At 70.9% G+C, this 17,195-nt stretch carries 14 protein-coding genes; all 14 read left to right on the forward strand.

What is annotated here, in order from left to right; genetic code table 11:
- The 14 genes from ACQEUR_RS00750 (at window position 1) to ACQEUR_RS00815 (ending at window position 17,169) form a co-directional block, all read left to right on the forward strand.
- Window positions 1-675 (forward strand): NuoB/complex I 20 kDa subunit family protein, encoded by a 675-nt coding sequence (locus tag ACQEUR_RS00750; protein WP_433023958.1) that lies wholly within the window; start codon window positions 1-3, stop codon window positions 673-675.
- Window positions 676-752: 77 nt separating this feature from the next.
- Window positions 753-1,490 (forward strand): NADH-quinone oxidoreductase subunit C, encoded by a 738-nt coding sequence (locus tag ACQEUR_RS00755; RefSeq protein WP_433025831.1) that lies wholly within the window; start codon window positions 753-755, stop codon window positions 1,488-1,490.
- Complete coding sequence (locus tag ACQEUR_RS00760; protein WP_433023960.1) at window positions 1,487-2,836, forward strand: NADH-quinone oxidoreductase subunit D; 1,350 nt, start codon at window positions 1,487-1,489, stop codon at window positions 2,834-2,836. The genes ACQEUR_RS00755 and ACQEUR_RS00760 overlap by 4 nt, the downstream gene beginning before the upstream one ends.
- The gene (gene nuoE / locus ACQEUR_RS00765) at window positions 2,837-3,955 is read left to right on the forward strand and encodes an NADH-quinone oxidoreductase subunit NuoE (RefSeq protein ID WP_433023962.1); all 1,119 of its coding nucleotides are present in this window, start codon (window positions 2,837-2,839) and stop codon (window positions 3,953-3,955) included. It abuts the gene before it with no gap.
- Window positions 3,952-5,271, forward strand: coding sequence for an NADH-quinone oxidoreductase subunit NuoF (nuoF, locus tag ACQEUR_RS00770; protein ID WP_433023964.1), 1,320 nt, complete (start codon window positions 3,952-3,954; stop codon window positions 5,269-5,271). The genes nuoE and nuoF overlap by 4 nt, the downstream gene beginning before the upstream one ends.
- Before the next feature lie 55 nt (window positions 5,272-5,326).
- Window positions 5,327-7,831 (forward strand): NADH-quinone oxidoreductase subunit G, encoded by a 2,505-nt coding sequence (locus ACQEUR_RS00775; protein ID WP_433023966.1) that lies wholly within the window; start codon window positions 5,327-5,329, stop codon window positions 7,829-7,831.
- Entirely contained in the window at window positions 7,828-9,249 is a 1,422-nt protein-coding gene (gene nuoH, locus ACQEUR_RS00780; RefSeq protein WP_433023968.1) for an NADH-quinone oxidoreductase subunit NuoH, read from the forward strand. Before ACQEUR_RS00775 ends, nuoH begins: the two co-directional genes overlap by 4 nt.
- Window position 9,250: 1 nt before the next feature.
- Window positions 9,251-9,862: an NADH-quinone oxidoreductase subunit NuoI gene (gene nuoI, locus ACQEUR_RS00785; RefSeq protein WP_433023970.1), complete on the forward strand. Its 612-nt coding sequence runs from the start codon at window positions 9,251-9,253 to the stop codon at window positions 9,860-9,862.
- Window positions 9,859-10,629, forward strand: a complete 771-nt coding sequence (locus ACQEUR_RS00790) for an NADH-quinone oxidoreductase subunit J (protein WP_433023972.1) — start codon at window positions 9,859-9,861, stop codon at window positions 10,627-10,629. The genes nuoI and ACQEUR_RS00790 overlap by 4 nt, the downstream gene beginning before the upstream one ends.
- Window positions 10,630-10,947 carry an NADH-quinone oxidoreductase subunit NuoK gene (gene nuoK / locus ACQEUR_RS00795; RefSeq protein WP_433023974.1) on the forward strand — a complete coding sequence of 106 codons (318 nt, stop codon included), beginning with the start codon at window positions 10,630-10,632 and terminating at the stop codon, window positions 10,945-10,947.
- 13 nt (window positions 10,948-10,960) lie between these two features.
- The gene (nuoL, locus tag ACQEUR_RS00800; protein WP_433023976.1) at window positions 10,961-12,880 is read left to right on the forward strand and encodes an NADH-quinone oxidoreductase subunit L; all 1,920 of its coding nucleotides are present in this window, start codon (window positions 10,961-10,963) and stop codon (window positions 12,878-12,880) included.
- Window positions 12,881-12,944: 64 nt separating this feature from the next.
- Window positions 12,945-14,480 carry an NADH-quinone oxidoreductase subunit M gene (locus ACQEUR_RS00805; RefSeq protein WP_433023978.1) on the forward strand — a complete coding sequence of 512 codons (1,536 nt, stop codon included), beginning with the start codon at window positions 12,945-12,947 and terminating at the stop codon, window positions 14,478-14,480.
- A gap of 34 nt (window positions 14,481-14,514) precedes the next feature.
- Entirely contained in the window at window positions 14,515-16,071 is a 1,557-nt protein-coding gene (gene nuoN, locus ACQEUR_RS00810) for an NADH-quinone oxidoreductase subunit NuoN (protein ID WP_433023980.1), read from the forward strand.
- Between the two features lie 48 nt (window positions 16,072-16,119).
- A complete protein-coding gene (locus tag ACQEUR_RS00815) occupies window positions 16,120-17,169 on the forward strand; it encodes a polyprenyl synthetase family protein (protein ID WP_433023982.1) in 1,050 nt (349 codons plus the stop codon).
- Window positions 17,170-17,195: the final 26 nt, after the last annotated feature.

The raw sequence follows: 17,195 nt of genomic DNA on the forward strand, positions 1-17,195 counted from the left end.
ATGGGTATCGAGGAGAAGCTCCCGGCCGGCATCCTGCTCACCTCGGTGGAGAAGGTGGTCAACTGGTCCCGCAAGTCGTCGTTCTGGGGGGCCACCTTCGGCCTCGCCTGCTGCGCCATCGAGATGATGGCCGCCGGCGGCGCCCACTACGACCTCGGCCGGTGGGGCATGGAGGTCTTCCGCGCCTCGCCCCGGCAGGCCGACCTGATGATCGTGGCCGGCCGGGTCAGCCAGAAGATGGCGCCGGTGCTGCGCCAGATCTACGACCAGATGGCCGAGCCGCGCTGGGTGATCTCGATGGGCGTCTGCGCCAGCAGCGGCGGGATGTTCAACAACTACGCGATCGTGCAGGGCGTCGACCACATCGTGCCGGTGGACATGTACCTTCCCGGCTGCCCGCCCCGCCCGGAGATGCTGATCGACGCGATCCTGAAGCTGCGCGAGAAGATCGGCCACGAGCCGCTCGGCCCCAATGGCCGCAAGATGCTGGAGGCGCGCCGCGCCCGCGGTGACATGCCGCTGGTGGCGCCCGGCTCCATGCCCTCGTCGTACCGCAACGACAAGGCCCGCCGGGCCGAGTGGACCCGGGCGGTGGCCGAGGGCCGCGAGGAGCAGCTCCGCATCGAGAACTGGATGAAGGCGCAGAACCACCTGGTAGGGGGGACCGGCCGGTGACCAGCAACAACGGCGGGGCCAGCAGCAACGGCGGGGCGGCCGGCAACGGCGGGCCGGCGGAGCCGAACGGCCCCGGCGTGCCCAACCAGACCAGCGAGCGCCCGGGCGGCGGCGTGCCGGTGGCCCGCCCGCCGGTCGGCGCGACCAGCGGGGCACCCGCCGAGTACCCGCCGGCCACCGCCGCCGGGCGCGGGCTGTTCGGCAACCACGGCAGCGGCGACACCTCCGGCTTCGGCGGTCTCGTCCGGCAGCGGGTCGCGGTGGTGGACAGCCCCCGGCCGTACGGCGGCTACTTCGACGAGGTCCGCGACGCGCTGGAGGAGGCGTACCCGGGCTTCGCCGACGCGATCGAGAAGGTCGTGGTCGACCGGGGCGAGCTGACCCTGCACGTCCGGCCGGAGCGGATCGCCGAGGTCTGCCAGGTGCTGCGCGACGACGCCGCGCTCCGCTTCGAACTCTGCTCGTCGGTGTCCGGTGTGGACTACCTCGGCAGCGACGAGCGGCGGCTGCACGTGGTCTACCACCTCACCTCGCTGACCTACCGGCGGCAGCTCCGGCTGGAGGTCGCGGTCACCGCCGAGGAGCCCCGGCTGCCCAGCGTCACCGCCGTCTACCCGACCGCCGACTGGCAGGAGCGGGAGACGTACGACATGTTCGGCGTCGTCTTCGACGGCCACCCCAGCCTCACCCGGGTCCTGATGCCGGACGACTGGGAGGGGCACCCCCAGCGCAAGGACTACCCGCTCGGCGGCGTGCCGGTCGAGTACAAGGGCGCCGAGATCCCACCGCCGGACCAGCGGAGGACGTACCAATGAGCACCTCGACGAATCCGACTTCCCCCACTCCGAGCTACGCGGAGTCCCGGGAGACCACCGAGGGACGGGTCTTCACCGTCACCGGCGGCGACTGGGACCAGGTCGTCAGCGGGCACGACCCGATCAACGACGAGCGGATCATCGTCAACATGGGTCCGCAGCACCCGTCCACGCACGGCGTGCTCCGGCTGATCCTGGAGCTGGAGGGCGAGACCGTCCGCGAGGCGCGGGCGGTGGTCGGCTACCTGCACACCGGGATCGAGAAGAACCTCGAGTACCGCAACTGGGTCCAGGGCAGCACCTTCGTCACCCGGATGGACTACCTCTCGCCGCTGTTCAACGAGACGGCGTACAGCATGGCGGTGGAGAAGCTGCTCGGCATCACCGACCAGGTGACCGAGCGGGCCACCACCATCCGGGTACTGATGATGGAGCTCAACCGGATCTCCTCGCACCTGGTCTGGATCGCCACCACGGCGATGGAACTCGGCGCGGTCAACGTGATGCTCTACGGCTTCCGGGAGCGCGAGTACGTCCTGGAGATCTTCGAGCTGATCACCGGGCTGCGGATGAACCACGCGTACGTCCGACCGGGCGGGGTCGCCCAGGACGTGCCGGACGAGGCGATCGTCAAGATCCGCGAGTTCCTGACGCTGCTGCCGAAGCGCCTGAAGCAGTACGAGGACATGCTCTCCGGCCAGCCGATCTGGCTGGAGCGGACCAAGGACGTGGCGGTCCTCGACGTGACCGGCTGCCTGGCGCTCGGCGTGACCGGTCCGGTGCTCCGCTCGGCCGGACTCGCCTGGGACCTGCGCAAGACCATGCCGTACTGCGGCTACGAGAACTACGAGTTCGACGTGCCGACCACGGAGAGCGGCGACGTGTGGGGCCGCTACCTCGTCCGGATGGCCGAGATGCGGGAGTCCCTGAAGATCGTCGAGCAGGCGCTGGACCGGCTCCGGCCCGGCCCGGTCATGGTCGCCGACAGGAAGATCGCCTGGCCGGCGCAGCTCGCCATCGGCGTCGACGGGATGGGCAACTCCCTGGAGCACGTCGCGAAGATCATGGGTCAGTCGATGGAGTCGCTGATCCACCACTTCAAGCTGGTGACGGAGGGCTTCCGGGTCCCGCCGGGCCAGGTCTACGTCGGCATCGAGTCGCCCCGCGGCGAGCTGGGCGTGCACGCCGTCTCAGACGGGGGCACCCGGCCGTACCGGGTGCACTACCGCGACCCGAGCTTCGTCAACCTCCAGGCTCTGCCCGCGATGGCCGAGGGCGGCCTGATCGCGGACGTGATCGCCGGCGGGGCGTCGCTGGACCCGGTGATGGGTGGGTGTGATCGCTAAATGACCGAGACTCAGTTCAACGGCTCGGCAGCCCGGCCCGGCAACGTGCCGGTCCAGCGCGACGGTACGGCGCGGACCGCCGACCTGGCGGCGAAGCTGTCGGAGCGGGCGCAGGAGATCATCGCCCGCTACCCGGCGGACCGCTCCCGCTCGGCGCTGCTGCCGCTGCTGCACCTCGTACAGTCCGAGGAGGGGTACGTCTCCCCGGCCGGCGTCGAGTTCTGCGCCGAGACCCTGGGCCTGAACAAGGCGCAGGTCGGCGCGGTGGCCACCTTCTACACCATGTACAAGCGCCGGCCCACCGGCGACTGGCTGGTCAGCGTCTGCACCAACACCATGTGCAACGTGCTCGGCGGGCAGCAGGTGTACGACACCCTGACCGAGCACCTCGGCGTCGGGCACGACGAGACCACGCCGGACGGCACCATCACGCTGGAGCACGCCGAGTGCCTGGCCGCCTGCGACTACGGCCCGGTGATGACCGTCAACTACGACTTCTTCGACCAGGTCGACCCGGACACCGCGGTCGCCGTCGTCAACGAGCTGCGGGGCGGGGGCCGGCCGCAGCCCAGCCGGGGCGCCCGGCTCTGCACCCTCAAGGAGATGTCGTTCCAGCTCGCCGGCTTCGCCGACCCGCGGGCCGAGGCGGTGGCCGACGGACTGGCCGGCGACCCGACGCTGGCCGGGCTGCGCCTGGCGCAGCAACACAGCGTCTCGGTGGCCGGCTTCGACCCGAACACCCCGATCGGCAGCCGCGACGGCGGCGACAAGCCGGCGCCGGCCAGCGCCAGGCCGGCCGCCGCCACCGGCAGCACCGCGCCGGACGTGAAGGGCCCCGACGACAAATCGCCGCAGGTGCGTACGGCCGAGACCCGCAACCCGGACGCCAGGACCCCGGTGCCGGACGCGCCCGGCACGAAGACGCCGAGCGCGGACGTACCGCCGGGCCAGGGTGACGCCCCCGCAGCCGAGGCGGCCGGTGCGGCCGCCAACCGGCCGGCCGGCGACGGCAAGCCGGCCGGGGACGGCGCGGACGCGCAGGAGCGGTCGCTGAAGGCTGCCGCGAGCGGCGGGCCGGCGAGCCCCGCAGTCGCGAGCGAAGAGGGGACTGAGCAGTGACCACCACGCCTCGGCGGGAGACGCTGGAGAAGCTGACCCCGGTGCTCACCAAGCGCTGGCTGTCGCCGGACGCCTGGCGGCTCGACGTCTACCAGCGGTTGGACGGGTACGCCGCGCTGCGCAAGGCGCTCGCCGCGCACCCGGACGACCTGATCCAGCTCATCAAGGACTCCGGCCTGCGCGGCCGGGGCGGCGCGGGCTTCCCCACCGGTCTCAAGTGGGGCTTCATCCCCCAGGGCGACGGCAAGCCGCACTACCTGGTGGTCAACGCCGACGAGGGCGAGCCGGGCACCTGCAAGGACCTGCCGCTGATGACCCACGACCCGCACTCGCTGGTCGAGGGGGTCATCATCGCCTCGTACGCGATCCGGGCCAACCGCGCCTACATCTACATCCGGGGCGAGGCGGTGCACGCCGCCCGCCGGCTGCGCAACGCCGTCGAGGAGGCGTACCGGGCCGGTTACCTCGGCACCGACATCCTCGGCACCGGCTACGACCTGGAGCTGGTGGTGCACAGCGGCGCCGGGGCGTACATCTGCGGCGAGGAGACGGCGCTGCTGGACTCGCTGGAGGGGTTCCGGGGCCAGCCCCGGCTGCGCCCGCCGTTCCCGGCGACCCACGGCCTGTACGCCTGCCCGACCGTGGTCAACAACGTCGGCACCATCGCCAGCGTGCCGTACATCGTGCTCGGCGGGGCGGCCTGGTGGAAGACCATGGGCACGGAGAAGTCCTCCGGGCCGATGATCTACTCGCTCTCCGGCCGGATCGCCAACCCGGGGCAGTACGAGTGCGGCCTCGGCATCACGCTGCGGGAGCTGATCGAGCTGGCCGGCGGCATGCAGCCGGGTCACAACCTGCGGTTCTGGACGCCGGGCGGCTCCTCGACCCCGCTGCTCACCGCGGAGCACCTCGACGTGCCGCTGGACTTCGAGGGAGTGGCGGCGGCCGGGTCGATCCTCGGCACCACCGCCACCCAGATCTTCTCCGACCAGGACTGCCCGGTCTACGCGACGTACCGGTGGCTGGAGTTCTACCACCACGAGTCGTGCGGCAAGTGCACCCCGTGCCGGGAGGGCAACTACTGGATGGTCCGGGTCTACCGGCGGATCCTGGCCGGTCAGGGCACCCACGAGGACCTCGACACCCTGCTGGACACCTGCGACAACATCCTCGGCCGCTCCTTCTGCGGCCTCGGCGACGGCGCGACCAGCCCGGTGACCTCCTCGCTGCAGTACTTCAAGCAGGACTACCTCGACTACATCGAGGGCCGTACGGCGCCGAAGCTGTCGGAGAAGCAGCTGGTTGGAGCTCACTGATGAGCGCGAGGAACGAGCTTGCGAGTCCCGCAGTCGCGAATGGAAGGCGGCTCTGATGACTGATGTTGCCAAGCAGACGGACACCGTCACGCTCACCATCGACGGCATCGAGGTGACGGCGCCCAAGGGCGCGCTGCTGATCCGGGTCGCCGAGCAGTTGGGGATCGAGATCCCGCGGTTCTGCGACCACCCGCTGCTGGCCCCGGCCGGCGCCTGCCGGCAGTGCCTGGTGGACGTGGAGGGGCAGCGCAAGCCGGTCGCCTCCTGCACCCAGACGGTCGCCGACGGCATGGTGGTCCGGACCCAGCTCACCTCCCCGGTCGCCAAGAAGGCGCAGCAGGGGATCATGGAACTGCTGCTGGTCAACCATCCGCTCGACTGCCCGATGTGCGACAAGGGCGGCGAGTGCCCCCTGCAGAACCAGGCGATGTCCACCGGCCGCACCGACACCCGCTTCCACGAGCACAAGCGGGAGTACGAGAAGCCGGTCGAGATCTCCAGCCAGGTGCTGCTGGACCGGGAACGCTGCGTGCTCTGCCAGCGCTGCACCCGGTTCTCCGAGGAGATCGCCGGCGACAAGTTCATCGACCTGATGGGCCGGTCCAGCGCCGAGGAGATCAACGTCTACCGCGACGAGGTCTACGGCGGCGACGGGGCCGGGGCCGAGGGCGAGGGCGACGTCCCGTTCAACTCGTACTTCTCCGGCAACACGGTGCAGATCTGCCCGGTGGGCGCGCTGACCGGCGCGCAGTACCGCTTCCGGGCCCGCCCGTTCGACCTGGTCTCCACCCCGAGCGTCTGCGAGCACTGCTCGGCCGGCTGCGCCCAGCGCACCGACCACCGGCGCGGCAAGGTGATGCGCCGGCTCGCCGGCGACGACCCGGCGGTGAACGAGGAGTGGAACTGCGACAAGGGCCGGTGGGGCTTCCGCTACACCGCCTCCAACGAGCGGATCACCACCCCGCTGATCCGGGACCGCCGCAGCGGTGAGCTGCGCGAGGCGTCCTGGAGCGAGGCGCTGGCGTACGCGGCCGACGGGCTGCGGGACGCCCGGGACGGCGCGCACGGCGTCGGCGTACTGACCGGCGGGCGGCTCACCGTCGAGGACGCGTACGCGTACGCGAAGTTCGCCCGGGTCGCCCTGCACACCAACGACATCGACTTCCGGGCCCGCCCGGTCAGCGCGGAGGAGACCCAGTTCCTGGCCAGCACGGTGGCCGGGACGACCGAGGTGACCTACGCGGACGTCGAGCGGGCGCCGGCGGTGGTGGTCGTCGGGCTGGAGCCCGAGGAGGAGTGCCCGATCCTCTTCCTCCGGCTGCGCAAGGCGCACTCCAAGCGCGGGCTGAAGGTGCTGGCCCTGGCGCCGTTCGTGACCCGGAGCCTGGCCAAGCTCGGCGCGACGGTGCTGACCGCCGCTCCGGGCGACGAGGCCCGGCTGCTGGCCGGGAACGCGACGGTCGCCGAGGCGCTGCGGCAGCCGGGCGCGGTGCTGCTGGTCGGCGAGCGGCTGGCGAGCGTACCGGGCGGGCTCTCCGCGGCGGCCGAGCTGGCCGACCGTACCGGCGCGAAGCTGGCCTGGGTGCCGCGGCGTGCCGGGGACCGCGGCGCGGTCGACGCCGGTTGCCTGCCCAACCTGCTGCCGGGCGGGCGGGCGGTGACCGACCCGGCGGCCCGGGCCGAGCTGGCCGGCGCCTGGGACCTGGCGGCCGGGGTCATCCCGAGCCAGACCGGCCGGGACACCGAGGGCATCCTCGCCGCCGCCGCGTCCGGCGCGATCGGTGCGCTGGTGGTGGCCGGGGTGGACCCGGGCGACCTGGCCGACCCCCGGCTCGCCGAGGAGGCGCTGGCGACGGTGCCCTTCCTGGTCAGCCTGGAGCTGCGGCACAGCGCGGTCACCCGCCGCGCCGACGTGGTCTTCCCGGTCGCCCCGGTGTCGGAGAAGGCCGGCAGCTTCCTGGACTGGGAGGGCCGGCTGCGCACCTTCGAGGCGGTCTTCAACACGGCGTCGATGGCCGACGGCCGGGTGCTCGACGCGCTCGCCGCGCAGCTCGACGTCCAGCTCGGCACCGGCGACGTGAACAACGTCCGCCGGGAGCTGGGCACGCTGCCCCCCACCCGGGCCAACCGGCCGGCCACCCCGGCGGTCGAGCCGGCCGAGCCGGTGCGGCCGGGTGCGGGCGAGGCGATCCTGGCCACCTGGCACCAGCTCATCGACAACGGCACGCTGACCGAGGGAGACCCGCACCTCGGGGGTACGGCACGGCCGTCGGTGGTCCGGATCGGCAAGGCGACCGCCGAGGCGCTCGGCGTGGCCGACGGCGAGGCGGTCACGGTCGGCACGGACCGGGGGGCGCTGACCCTGCCGGCGGAGATCACCGACATGCCGGACGACGTCGTCTGGCTGCCCACCAACTCGCCCGGTGCGACCGTGCGGCGCGGCCTCGGGGTCACCTCGGGCGCGGTCGTACGGCTGACCGCCGGGTCGACCGGACCGGTCGCCGCCGACGCGGCCGACCGCCCGGGCCCGCTGCTCAACAGCGCTGGGGGTACCCGATGAACGTCATTCACCTGGCCCAGGATCCGACGCTGCAGGACTTCGGCAAGGATCCTTGGTGGCTGGTCCTCATCAAGATCGTGTTCGCCTTCGTCTTCGCGGTGCTGGCGACCCTGCTGGGCGTCTGGTTCGAGCGGCGGGTGGTGGCCCGGATGGCCCAGCGCCCCGGCCTCAACCAGATCGGCCCGTTCGGTCTGCTGCAGACCCTCGCCGACGGTCTGAAGATGGCCTTCAAGGAGGACATCCTGCCGAAGGCGGCGGACAAGGTCGTCTACTTCTTCGCCCCCACCATCTCGACGATCTGCGCGGTCACCGCACTGTCGGTGGTGCCGTTCGGCCCGATGGTGAGCATCTTCGGCCACCGGACCCCGCTCCAGGTCACCGACGTGTCGGTGGCCGTACTCGTGCTGCTGGCCTGCTCCTCCATGGGCGTCTACGGCATCGTGCTCGGCGGCTGGGCGTCCGGTTCGACGTACCCGCTGCTCGGCGGTCTGCGGTCGAGCGCACAGATGATCTCGTACGAGGTCGCGATGGGTCTGAGCATCGTCGCGGTCTTCATGACCGCCGGCACGATGTCGACCAGCGGGATCGTCAGCGCCCAGGCCGACGGCACCCGGTTGAGCTTCTTCGGGCTCTTCGACCTGCCGGCCCCCGGCTGGTACGCGATCCTGCTGCTGCCCAGCTTCATCATCTTCTTCATCTCCACCGTCGGTGAGACCAACCGGGCGCCGTTCGACCTGCCCGAGGCCGAGTCCGAGCTGGTCGCGGGCTTCATGACGGAGTACAGCTCGCTGAAGTTCGCGCTCTTCATGCTCTCCGAGTACGTCGCCATGGTGACCATGTCGGCGGTCACCACGACGCTCTTCCTCGGCGGATGGCGGGCCCCCTGGCCGATCACCATCTGGGAGGGCGCCAACTCCGGCTGGTGGCCGATGCTCTGGTTCTTCGGCAAGGTGCTGCTGCTGGTCTTCGTCTTCGTGTGGCTGCGCGGCACGCTGCCCCGGCTCCGCTACGACCAGTTCATGCGGCTGGGCTGGAAGGTGCTGCTGCCGATCAACCTGGTCTGGATCCTGCTGCTGGCCGGCATCCGCACCCTCCAGAAGCAGGACGTCGCCACCGGGACGCGTGCCTGGATCATCAGCGGCGCGGTGCTGGTCGTACTGATCCTGACGCTGGCCTGGCCCACCAAGAAGCAGCCGCCCCGGCGCTCGCTCCAGGAACGGATGGACCGGCGGCCGGCCGGCAGCTTCCCGGTGCCGCCGATGGATCTCCAGGTCCCGCCGAGTCCACGGATCAAGCGGACGATCGCCGAGCGGGAGCCCGCCAACGTGGGCGCCGGCCAGCCGGAGCACGTGGACACCGGCATCGGTGCCGGCCAACCGGCCAACGTCGGTGCCGGTCACGACGAGAGGGAGGTGTGACGTGGGCGCGATCACCGGTTCTTTCAAGGGTTTCGGGGTCACCTTCTCGCACATGTTCAAGAAGGTCGTCACCACCGACTACCCGTTCAAGCCGCCGGTCTCCGCCCCGCGCTACCACGGGCGGCACATCCTGAACCGGCACCCGGACGGGCTGGAGAAGTGCATCGGCTGCGAGCTGTGCGCCTGGGCCTGCCCGGCCGACGCGATCTACGTCGAGGGCGGCGACAACACCGACGAGCAGCGCTTCTCGCCCGGTGAGCGGTACGCCAGCACGTACCAGATCAACTACGCCCGCTGCATCTTCTGCGGGCTCTGCATCGAGGCCTGCCCGACCCGCTCGCTCACCATGAGCAACGAGTACGAGCTGGCCCGGGACAACCGGCAGGATCTGATCTTCACCAAGGAGCAGCTGCTCGCGCCGCTGCTGCCGGGGATGGAGCAGCCGCCGCACCCGATGCGGCTCGGCGACACGGAGAAGGACTACTACGTCGGCGCGCTGACCAACCCGGGCACCTCGGCCGGCGCCGAGCGGGCGCCCTGGTCGGACAATGACGCGACCGACGGCTCGGGAGCGGCGGCCGAGACGGCGGCCGCCGGGGAGAAGGCGTCATGACGACAGAGACGGTTCTGGCCGCCGCCGGTGGGGTGACCGGCGGGGAGCAGGTCACCTTCTGGATCCTGGCCCCGCTGGCGCTGCTCGGCGCGTTCGGCATGGTGCTGGCGCGCAACGCGGTGCACTCGGCGCTCTGGCTGGTGCTGACCATGCTCTGCCTGGGCGTCTTCTACGTCCTCCAGGCCGGGCCGTTCATCGGCATGGTGCAGATCATCGTCTACACCGGCGCCATCATGATGCTGTTCCTCTTCGTGCTCATGCTGGTCGGCCGGGACGCCTCCGACTCGCTGATCGAGACGCTGCGCGGGCAGCGGGTGGCGGCGATCCTGCTCGGGCTCGGCTTCGGCGCGCTCGTCGCCACCGGCCTCTGGCGGGCGCTCGGCCAGGCCGACGCGGTCGGCCTGGAGCAGGCCAACGCCGGCGGCAACGTGCAGGGCATCGCCGCGCTGCTCTTCACCCGGTACGTCTTCGCCTTCGAGATCACCTCGGCGCTGCTGATCACCGCTGCGGTCGGCGCGATGGTGCTGGCGCACATCGAGCGGCGCAAGCAGGACCGGATGGACCAGCCGGCGACGATGCGGGCCCGGTTCCGGCCCGGCAACTACCCGGGCCCCAAGCCCGGCCCCGGGGTGTACGCCACCTCCAGCTCGGTCGCCACGCCGGCCCGGCTGCCCGACGGCGGCCTGACCGAGCGGAGCGTTCCGCAGATCCTGCCGCAGCGCGAACTCAGCGACTCGGAGACCGCGCTGAAGGGGACGGAGAAATAGATGTCGGACTTCTTCTCGGTGACGCCGAACCACTACCTGATCCTCGCCTCGGTGCTCTTCACCATCGGCGCGGTCGGGGTGCTCGTCCGGCGCAACGCGATCGTCCTCTTCATGTGCATCGAGCTGATGCTCAACGCGGCCAACCTCGCGTTGGTCACGTTCAGCCGGATCAACGGCGACCTGAACGGTCAGATCATGGCGTTCTTCGTCATGGTGGTGGCCGCCGCCGAGGTCGTGGTCGGGCTGGCCATCATCATGACGATCTTCCGGACTCGGCGCTCGGCGAGCGTCGACGACGCCAACCTGTTGAAGTACTAAGAGGGGCCCACCAGTGGAACAGACTGTGGAGTACGCCCAGGCCACGGGATTGCTGGGCAGCGTGTGGCTGCTGGTGGCCATCCCGCTGGCCAGCGCGGCGATCCTCCTGCTGCTCGGCCGGCGGGCCGACCGGTGGGGACACTGGCTCGGCGTGGCCAGCGTCGGGGTCATCTTCGTCCTCGGCCTGACCTACTTCCTCCAGCTCCGCGGGCTGGAGAACCGCTCGGCCGAGCTGAGCCTCTGGGACTTCATCGCGGTCGGCAACCTGCACGTCGACTTCGGGCTGCTCTTCGACCCGCTGGCGGCGGTCTTCGTACTGCTGATCACGGGTGTGGGCTTCCTGATCCACGTGTACGCGGTCGGCTACATGGAGCACGACGCGGGCCGTCGACGGTTCTTCGCGTACTTCAACCTCTTCGTCGCCGCGATGCTGCTGCTGGTGCTCGGCAACAACTACGTGATGCTCTACGTCGGCTGGGAGGGCGTCGGCCTGGCGTCGTACCTGCTGATCTCCTTCTGGACCGACCGGCCGAGCGCGGCCACCGCGGGCAAGAAAGCGTTCCTGATGAACCGGGTCGGCGACGCCGGCCTGGCCATCGCGATCTTCATCATGTTCGCCACCCTGGGCAGCACCCAGTACGCCGACGTGTTCAACGGCGCCGGTGCGCTGGCCGGCGGCACCGTGCTGGCGATGGGCCTGCTGCTCCTGCTCGGCGCGGCCGGCAAGTCCGGTCAGTTCCCGTTGCAGGCCTGGTTGCCGGACGCGATGGAGGGCCCGACCCCGGTGTCGGCGCTGATCCACGCCGCCACGATGGTGACCGCCGGCGTCTACCTGATCGCCCGGTCCAACCCGATCTTCTCGCTCGACCCCACCCTGCAGACCGTGGTGGTCAGCGTCGGCGCGCTCACCCTGCTGATGGGCTGCATCATCGGCGCCGCCAAGGACGACATCAAGCGGGTGCTGGCCTGGTCCACGGTCAGCCAGATCGGTTACATGTTCCTCGGCGTCGGGCTCGGCGGCGGAGCGTACGCGCTGGCCATCGTGCACCTGCTCGCGCACGGCTTCTTCAAGGCGAACATGTTCCTCGGTGCCGGCTCGGTGATGCACGGCATGAAGGACCAGGTCGACATCCGCCGGTTCGGCGGGCTGTCCAAGTACATGCGGATCACCTGGCTCACCTTCGCCACCGGCTGGCTGGCGATCATCGGCATCCCGCCGCTGAGCGGCTACTTCTCCAAGGAGCCGATCATCGCCGCCGCGTTCGAGCGGCACGGCTGGACCGCGTGGCTGTACGGCGGGGCGGCGCTGCTCGGCGCCGGGCTGACCGCCTTCTACATGACCCGGCTCTTCGTGCTCACCTTCCACGGGCCGAAGCGGTGGACCGACGACATCGAGCACCCGCACGAGTCGCCGAAGATCATGACGGTGCCACTGGTCCTGCTGGCGGTCGGCTCGATCGCCGCCGGTGGCCTGATGGCGACCTCGGTACCGGAGTGGCTGACCCCGACCCTGCCGGTGGCCGAGGGCGAGGCGCACGGCGTGCTCTCGCACACCGCGATCACGGTGCTCTCCATCGTGGTCACCGTGCTCGGCGCCGGACTGGCCTGGCTGCTGTTCCGGGCCGGCACCGCCCCGCAGGAGCAGCCGGCCGGAGCGCTGGTCCGGGCGGCCCGCCGCAACCTCTACACCGACGCGTTCAACGAGGCGGTCTTCGAGAAGCCCGGCGTCTTCCTCACCCGGGCGCTGGTCTACCTGGACAACCGGGGCGTCGACGGGCTGGTCAACGGGCTCGCCGCCGCGGTCGGTGGCGGATCCGGCCGACTCCGCCGGCTCCAGACCGGCTTCGTCCGCTCGTACGCGATGTCGATGCTGACCGGCGCCGTGCTGGTCATGGCGGCGTTCCTGGCGGTTCAGATGGGGTGGCTGGTGTGAGCGGGTTCGACCAACCGGGCTGCCTGAGCCGACCGGGCACCGACGACGGAGGTAAGGCCGAATAATGTCCGACTTCCCCTTCCTCTCCGTGCTCATCGTCGCACCGCTGGTCGGTGCGCTGGTGGTGGCCTTCATGCCGGCGAGCCGGGGCGAGCTGGCCAAGCGCATCGCGCTCGGCTGGTCGCTGGCGGTGCTGGTGCTCAGCGTCTTCATGTGGATCGCGTTCGAGGCCGGCGGCGACCGGCTGCAACTGCGCGAGTCGTACTCCTGGATCCCGCGCTGGGGGGTGAACTTCACCTTCGCCGCGGACGGCATCGCCCTGGTGATGCTGATGCTGATCGCCGTGCTGGTGCCGTTGGTGATCCTGGCCTCCTGGCACGACGCCGAGTCGTCCAAGCGTTCCGTGCCGGTCTACTTCGCGCTGCTGCTCTTCCTCGAGTGCACGATGATCGGCGTCTTCGCCGCCGCCGACGTCTTCCTGTTCTACGTGTTCTTCGAGGTCATGCTCGTCCCGATGTACTTCCTGATCGGCAGCTACGGCGGCCACCAGCGGCAGTACGCGGCGGTGAAGTTCTTCCTCTACTCGCTGGTCGGTGGCCTGTTCATGCTGGCCGCGGTGATCGGGCTCTGGGTGGTCGGCGGCAAGACCTTCGACTGGCAGGCGCTGACCCAGATCGACATCTCCACCGGCACCGAGCGCTGGCTCTTCCTCGGCTTCTTCCTCGCCTTCGCGATCAAGGCGCCGTTCTTCCCGTTCCACACCTGGCTGCCGGACGCCGGTGGGGCGGCCCCGGCCGGTGCCGCCGCGCTGCTGGTCGGCGTGCTGGACAAGGTCGGTACCTTCGGCATCCTGCGCTACTGCCTGCCGCTGTTCCCGGAGGCGTCGAAGTGGTTCGCCCCCTGGGCGATCGGGCTCGCGGTCATCGGCATCATCTACGCGGCGCTGCTGGCCGTGGGGCAGAACGACCTCAAGCGACTGGTCTCCTACACCTCGATCGCGCACTTCGGTTTCATCGGCGTCGGCCTCTTCGCCTTCACCACCCAGGCCGGCACCGGCGCGGTGCTCTACATGGTCAACCACGGCCTCGCCACCGGCCTGCTCTTCCTGGTGGTCGGCATGCTGGTGGCCCGGCGCGGCTCCGCGCTGATCAGCGACTTCGGCGGGGCCGGCAAGCTGGTACCGCTGCTGGCCGGGGTGCTCTTCTTCGCCGGTCTGGCCTCGCTCGCGCTGCCCGGCACCGCGCCGTTCGTCTCCGAGTTCCTGGTGCTGATCGGCACCTTCACGGTGAACAAGCCGGTCGCGATCATCTCCACCGTCGGCATCATCCTGGCCGCCGCGTACGTGCTCTGGATGGTGCAGCGCACCACCCAGGGCACCCTCAACCCGGCGCTGGCCGGGGTGGAGGGGATGCGGCGGGACCTGTCGGTGCGGGAGAAGGTCGTGGTCGCCCCGCTGATCGCGCTGCTGCTGCTGCTCGGCTTCTACCCGAAGCCGGTCATCGACGTCATCAACCCCGCCGTCCAGGCCACCATGGAGCAGGACCTCGGTACGCAGGATCCGGCGCCGACGGTGGGCACCGTCCAGGAGGCACACCGGTGAACCGGCCCCCAGTCGCGCACGTAAGGAAGGTCCGATGACGGATCTCAAGCTCCCGGCCATCGACTACGCGGCGCTCGCGCCGATCCTGATCCTCTTCGGCGCCTCCTGCCTGGGGATCCTGGTCGAGGCGTTCGTACCCCGGGCGCGCCGGCACCTGGTGCAGCTCGTCCTCGGCCTGCTCGCCGTGGCCGCTGCGCTGGTCATGGTGGTCCTGAACGCGCAGGACCGGCTGGTGACCGCCGGCTCGGCGGTCGCGGTCGACGGACCGGCCCTCTTCCTGCAGGGCGCGATCCTGGTGCTCGCCGGGATGTCGCTGCTGCTGATCGGCGAGCGTTCGGTGCAGCGCGGCGGTGCGTTCGTGGCGGCGGCCGCGGTCACCGTCGGCTCCGAGGAGGACCAGCGGCAGGCGAACGACCGGGGTGGGGCGACCGAGGTCTACCCGCTGACGCTCTTCGCCATCTCCGGCATGCTCCTCTTCGTCGCCGCGAACGACCTGTTGATGATGTTCATCGCGCTGGAGGCGTTCTCGCTGCCGCTCTACCTGCTCTGCGCGCTGGCCCGCCGGCGGCGGCTGCTCAGCCAGGAGGCGGCGCTCAAGTACTTCCTGCTCGGGTCGTACGCCTCGGCGTTCTTCCTCTTCGGCATGGCGCTGATCTACGGCTTCACCGCCGGGTTGCCGGAGGGGCAGGCCGCCGGTGTCGACTTCGGCACCATCCGGGACGCCGTGATGGACTCGTCGATGAGCCCGGTGCTGCTCCTCGCCGGCCTGGCCCTGCTCTCCATCGGCCTGCTCTTCAAGATCGCGGCAGCGCCGTTCCACGTCTGGACCCCGGACGTCTACCAGGGCGCGCCGACGCCGATCACCGGTTTCATGGCCGCCTGCACGAAGGTGGCGGCCTTCGGCGGCCTGCTCCGGGTACTGCACGTGGCCTTCTCGGGTGCGAGCTGGGACTTCACCCCGGTGCTCGGCACGGTCGCGGTGCTGACCATGCTGGTCGGAGCGGTGCTCGCGGTCACCCAGACGGACATCAAGCGGCTGCTCGCGTACTCGTCGGTGGCGAACGCCGGCTACCTGCTGGTCGGCGCCCTGGTGCTGTCCCGGGACGGCCTGTCCAGCACGATGTTCTACCTCGTCGCGTACGGCTTCACGGTGCTCGCCGCCTTCGCCGTGGTGACGCTGGTGCGGGACGCGGACGGCGAGGCGACCCACCTGTCCCGGTGGGCCGGGCTGGGCCGCCGCTCCCCGCTCTACGCCGGGATCTTCACCTTCCTCCTGCTGGCCTTCGCCGGTATCCCGGTGACCAGCGGGTTCACCAGTAAGTTCGCGGTGTTCGGCGCGGCACTGGACCAGGGGCAGGTCTGGCTCGTCATCGCCGGCGTGCTGACCAGCATGATCCTCGCCTTCCCGTACCTGCGGGTGGTGGTGATGATGTGGCTCTCCGAGCCGGGTGAGTCCACCCCGACCGTCTCGCTGCCGGGTGGGCTGACCTCCGCGGCGCTGATGATCGGCGTACTGGCCACGCTGGTGCTCGGCGTCGCTCCGGCTCCGCTGCTGGATCTGGCCAACGGCGCCGCCGAATTCGTCCGATGACCACCGCCTCGGCTGGCCCGTCCGTGGCCAGCCGCCCCCCACCAGGGGATGCCCGATGGGTGTGGCATGGTTGAAGGCGTGGGGGGAACGGCTGACGGAATGACGGCGCTCGGGCTCGACTTCGTCGATGCCCGGGTAGAGGCGTCGGTGGGTGCGGTGCTGGCCCGCGTGGAGACGCAGTTGCGGGCGAGCGTCGCGAGCGCCGACCCGCTGGTGACCGAGGCGGCGCGGCACCTGGTGGAGGCCGGCGGGAAGCGGTTCCGGCCGGTGCTGGTCGCCCTCGGCGCGCAGTTCGGTGATCCGACCGCGCCGCAGGTGGTGCCGGCGGCGGTGGTGATGGAGCTCACCCACCTGGCGACGCTCTACCACGACGACGTGATGGACGAGGCGCCGGTGCGCCGGGGGGCGCAGAGCGCCAACTCGCGCTGGACCAACTCGGTGGCGATCCTGGTCGGCGACTACCTCTTCGCCCGCGCCGCGGACATCGCCGCCGACCTCGGCACCGAGGCGGTCCGGTTGCAGGCCCGCACCTTTGCCCGGCTGGTCCACGGCCAGATCGCCGAGACCGTCGGACCGCGCGCCGGTGACGACCCGGTCGCGCACTATCTGCACGTCATCGCCGAGAAGACCGGTTCGCTGATCGCCACCTCGGCTCGCTTCGGTGGCATGTTCGGCGGCGCCTCCGCCGCCGACACCGAGGCGCTGGCCGGGTACGGCGAGACGATCGGGGTCGCGTTCCAGCTCTCCGACGACCTGCTCGACATCGCCTCCGACTCGGTGCAGTCCGGCAAGACCCCCGGCACCGACCTGCGGGAGGGGGTGCCGACGCTGCCGGTGCTCTACGCGCTCGGCTCGGACGACGGCGACGCCGCCTCCGTACGGCTGCGCGAGATCCTCGCCGCCGGCCCGGTCACCGACGACGCCCTGCACGCCGAGGCGCTCGGCCTGCTGCGGGAGTCACCGGCCCTGAAGCGGGCCCGGGAGACGGTGCGCAGCTACGCCGAGGAGGCACGGGCCCGGCTCAGGCCGCTGCCCGACGGCGCCCCGCGCCGGGCCCTGGAGTCGCTCTGCGACTTCATCGCCGACCGCACCGGCTGAGCGGTAAGGAAGGGCCCCTTCTTATC

Origin of the sequence: Plantactinospora sp. CA-290183, assembly GCF_050936375.1 — a bacterium.
Taxonomy (GTDB): Bacteria; Actinomycetota; Actinomycetes; order Mycobacteriales; family Micromonosporaceae; genus Plantactinospora.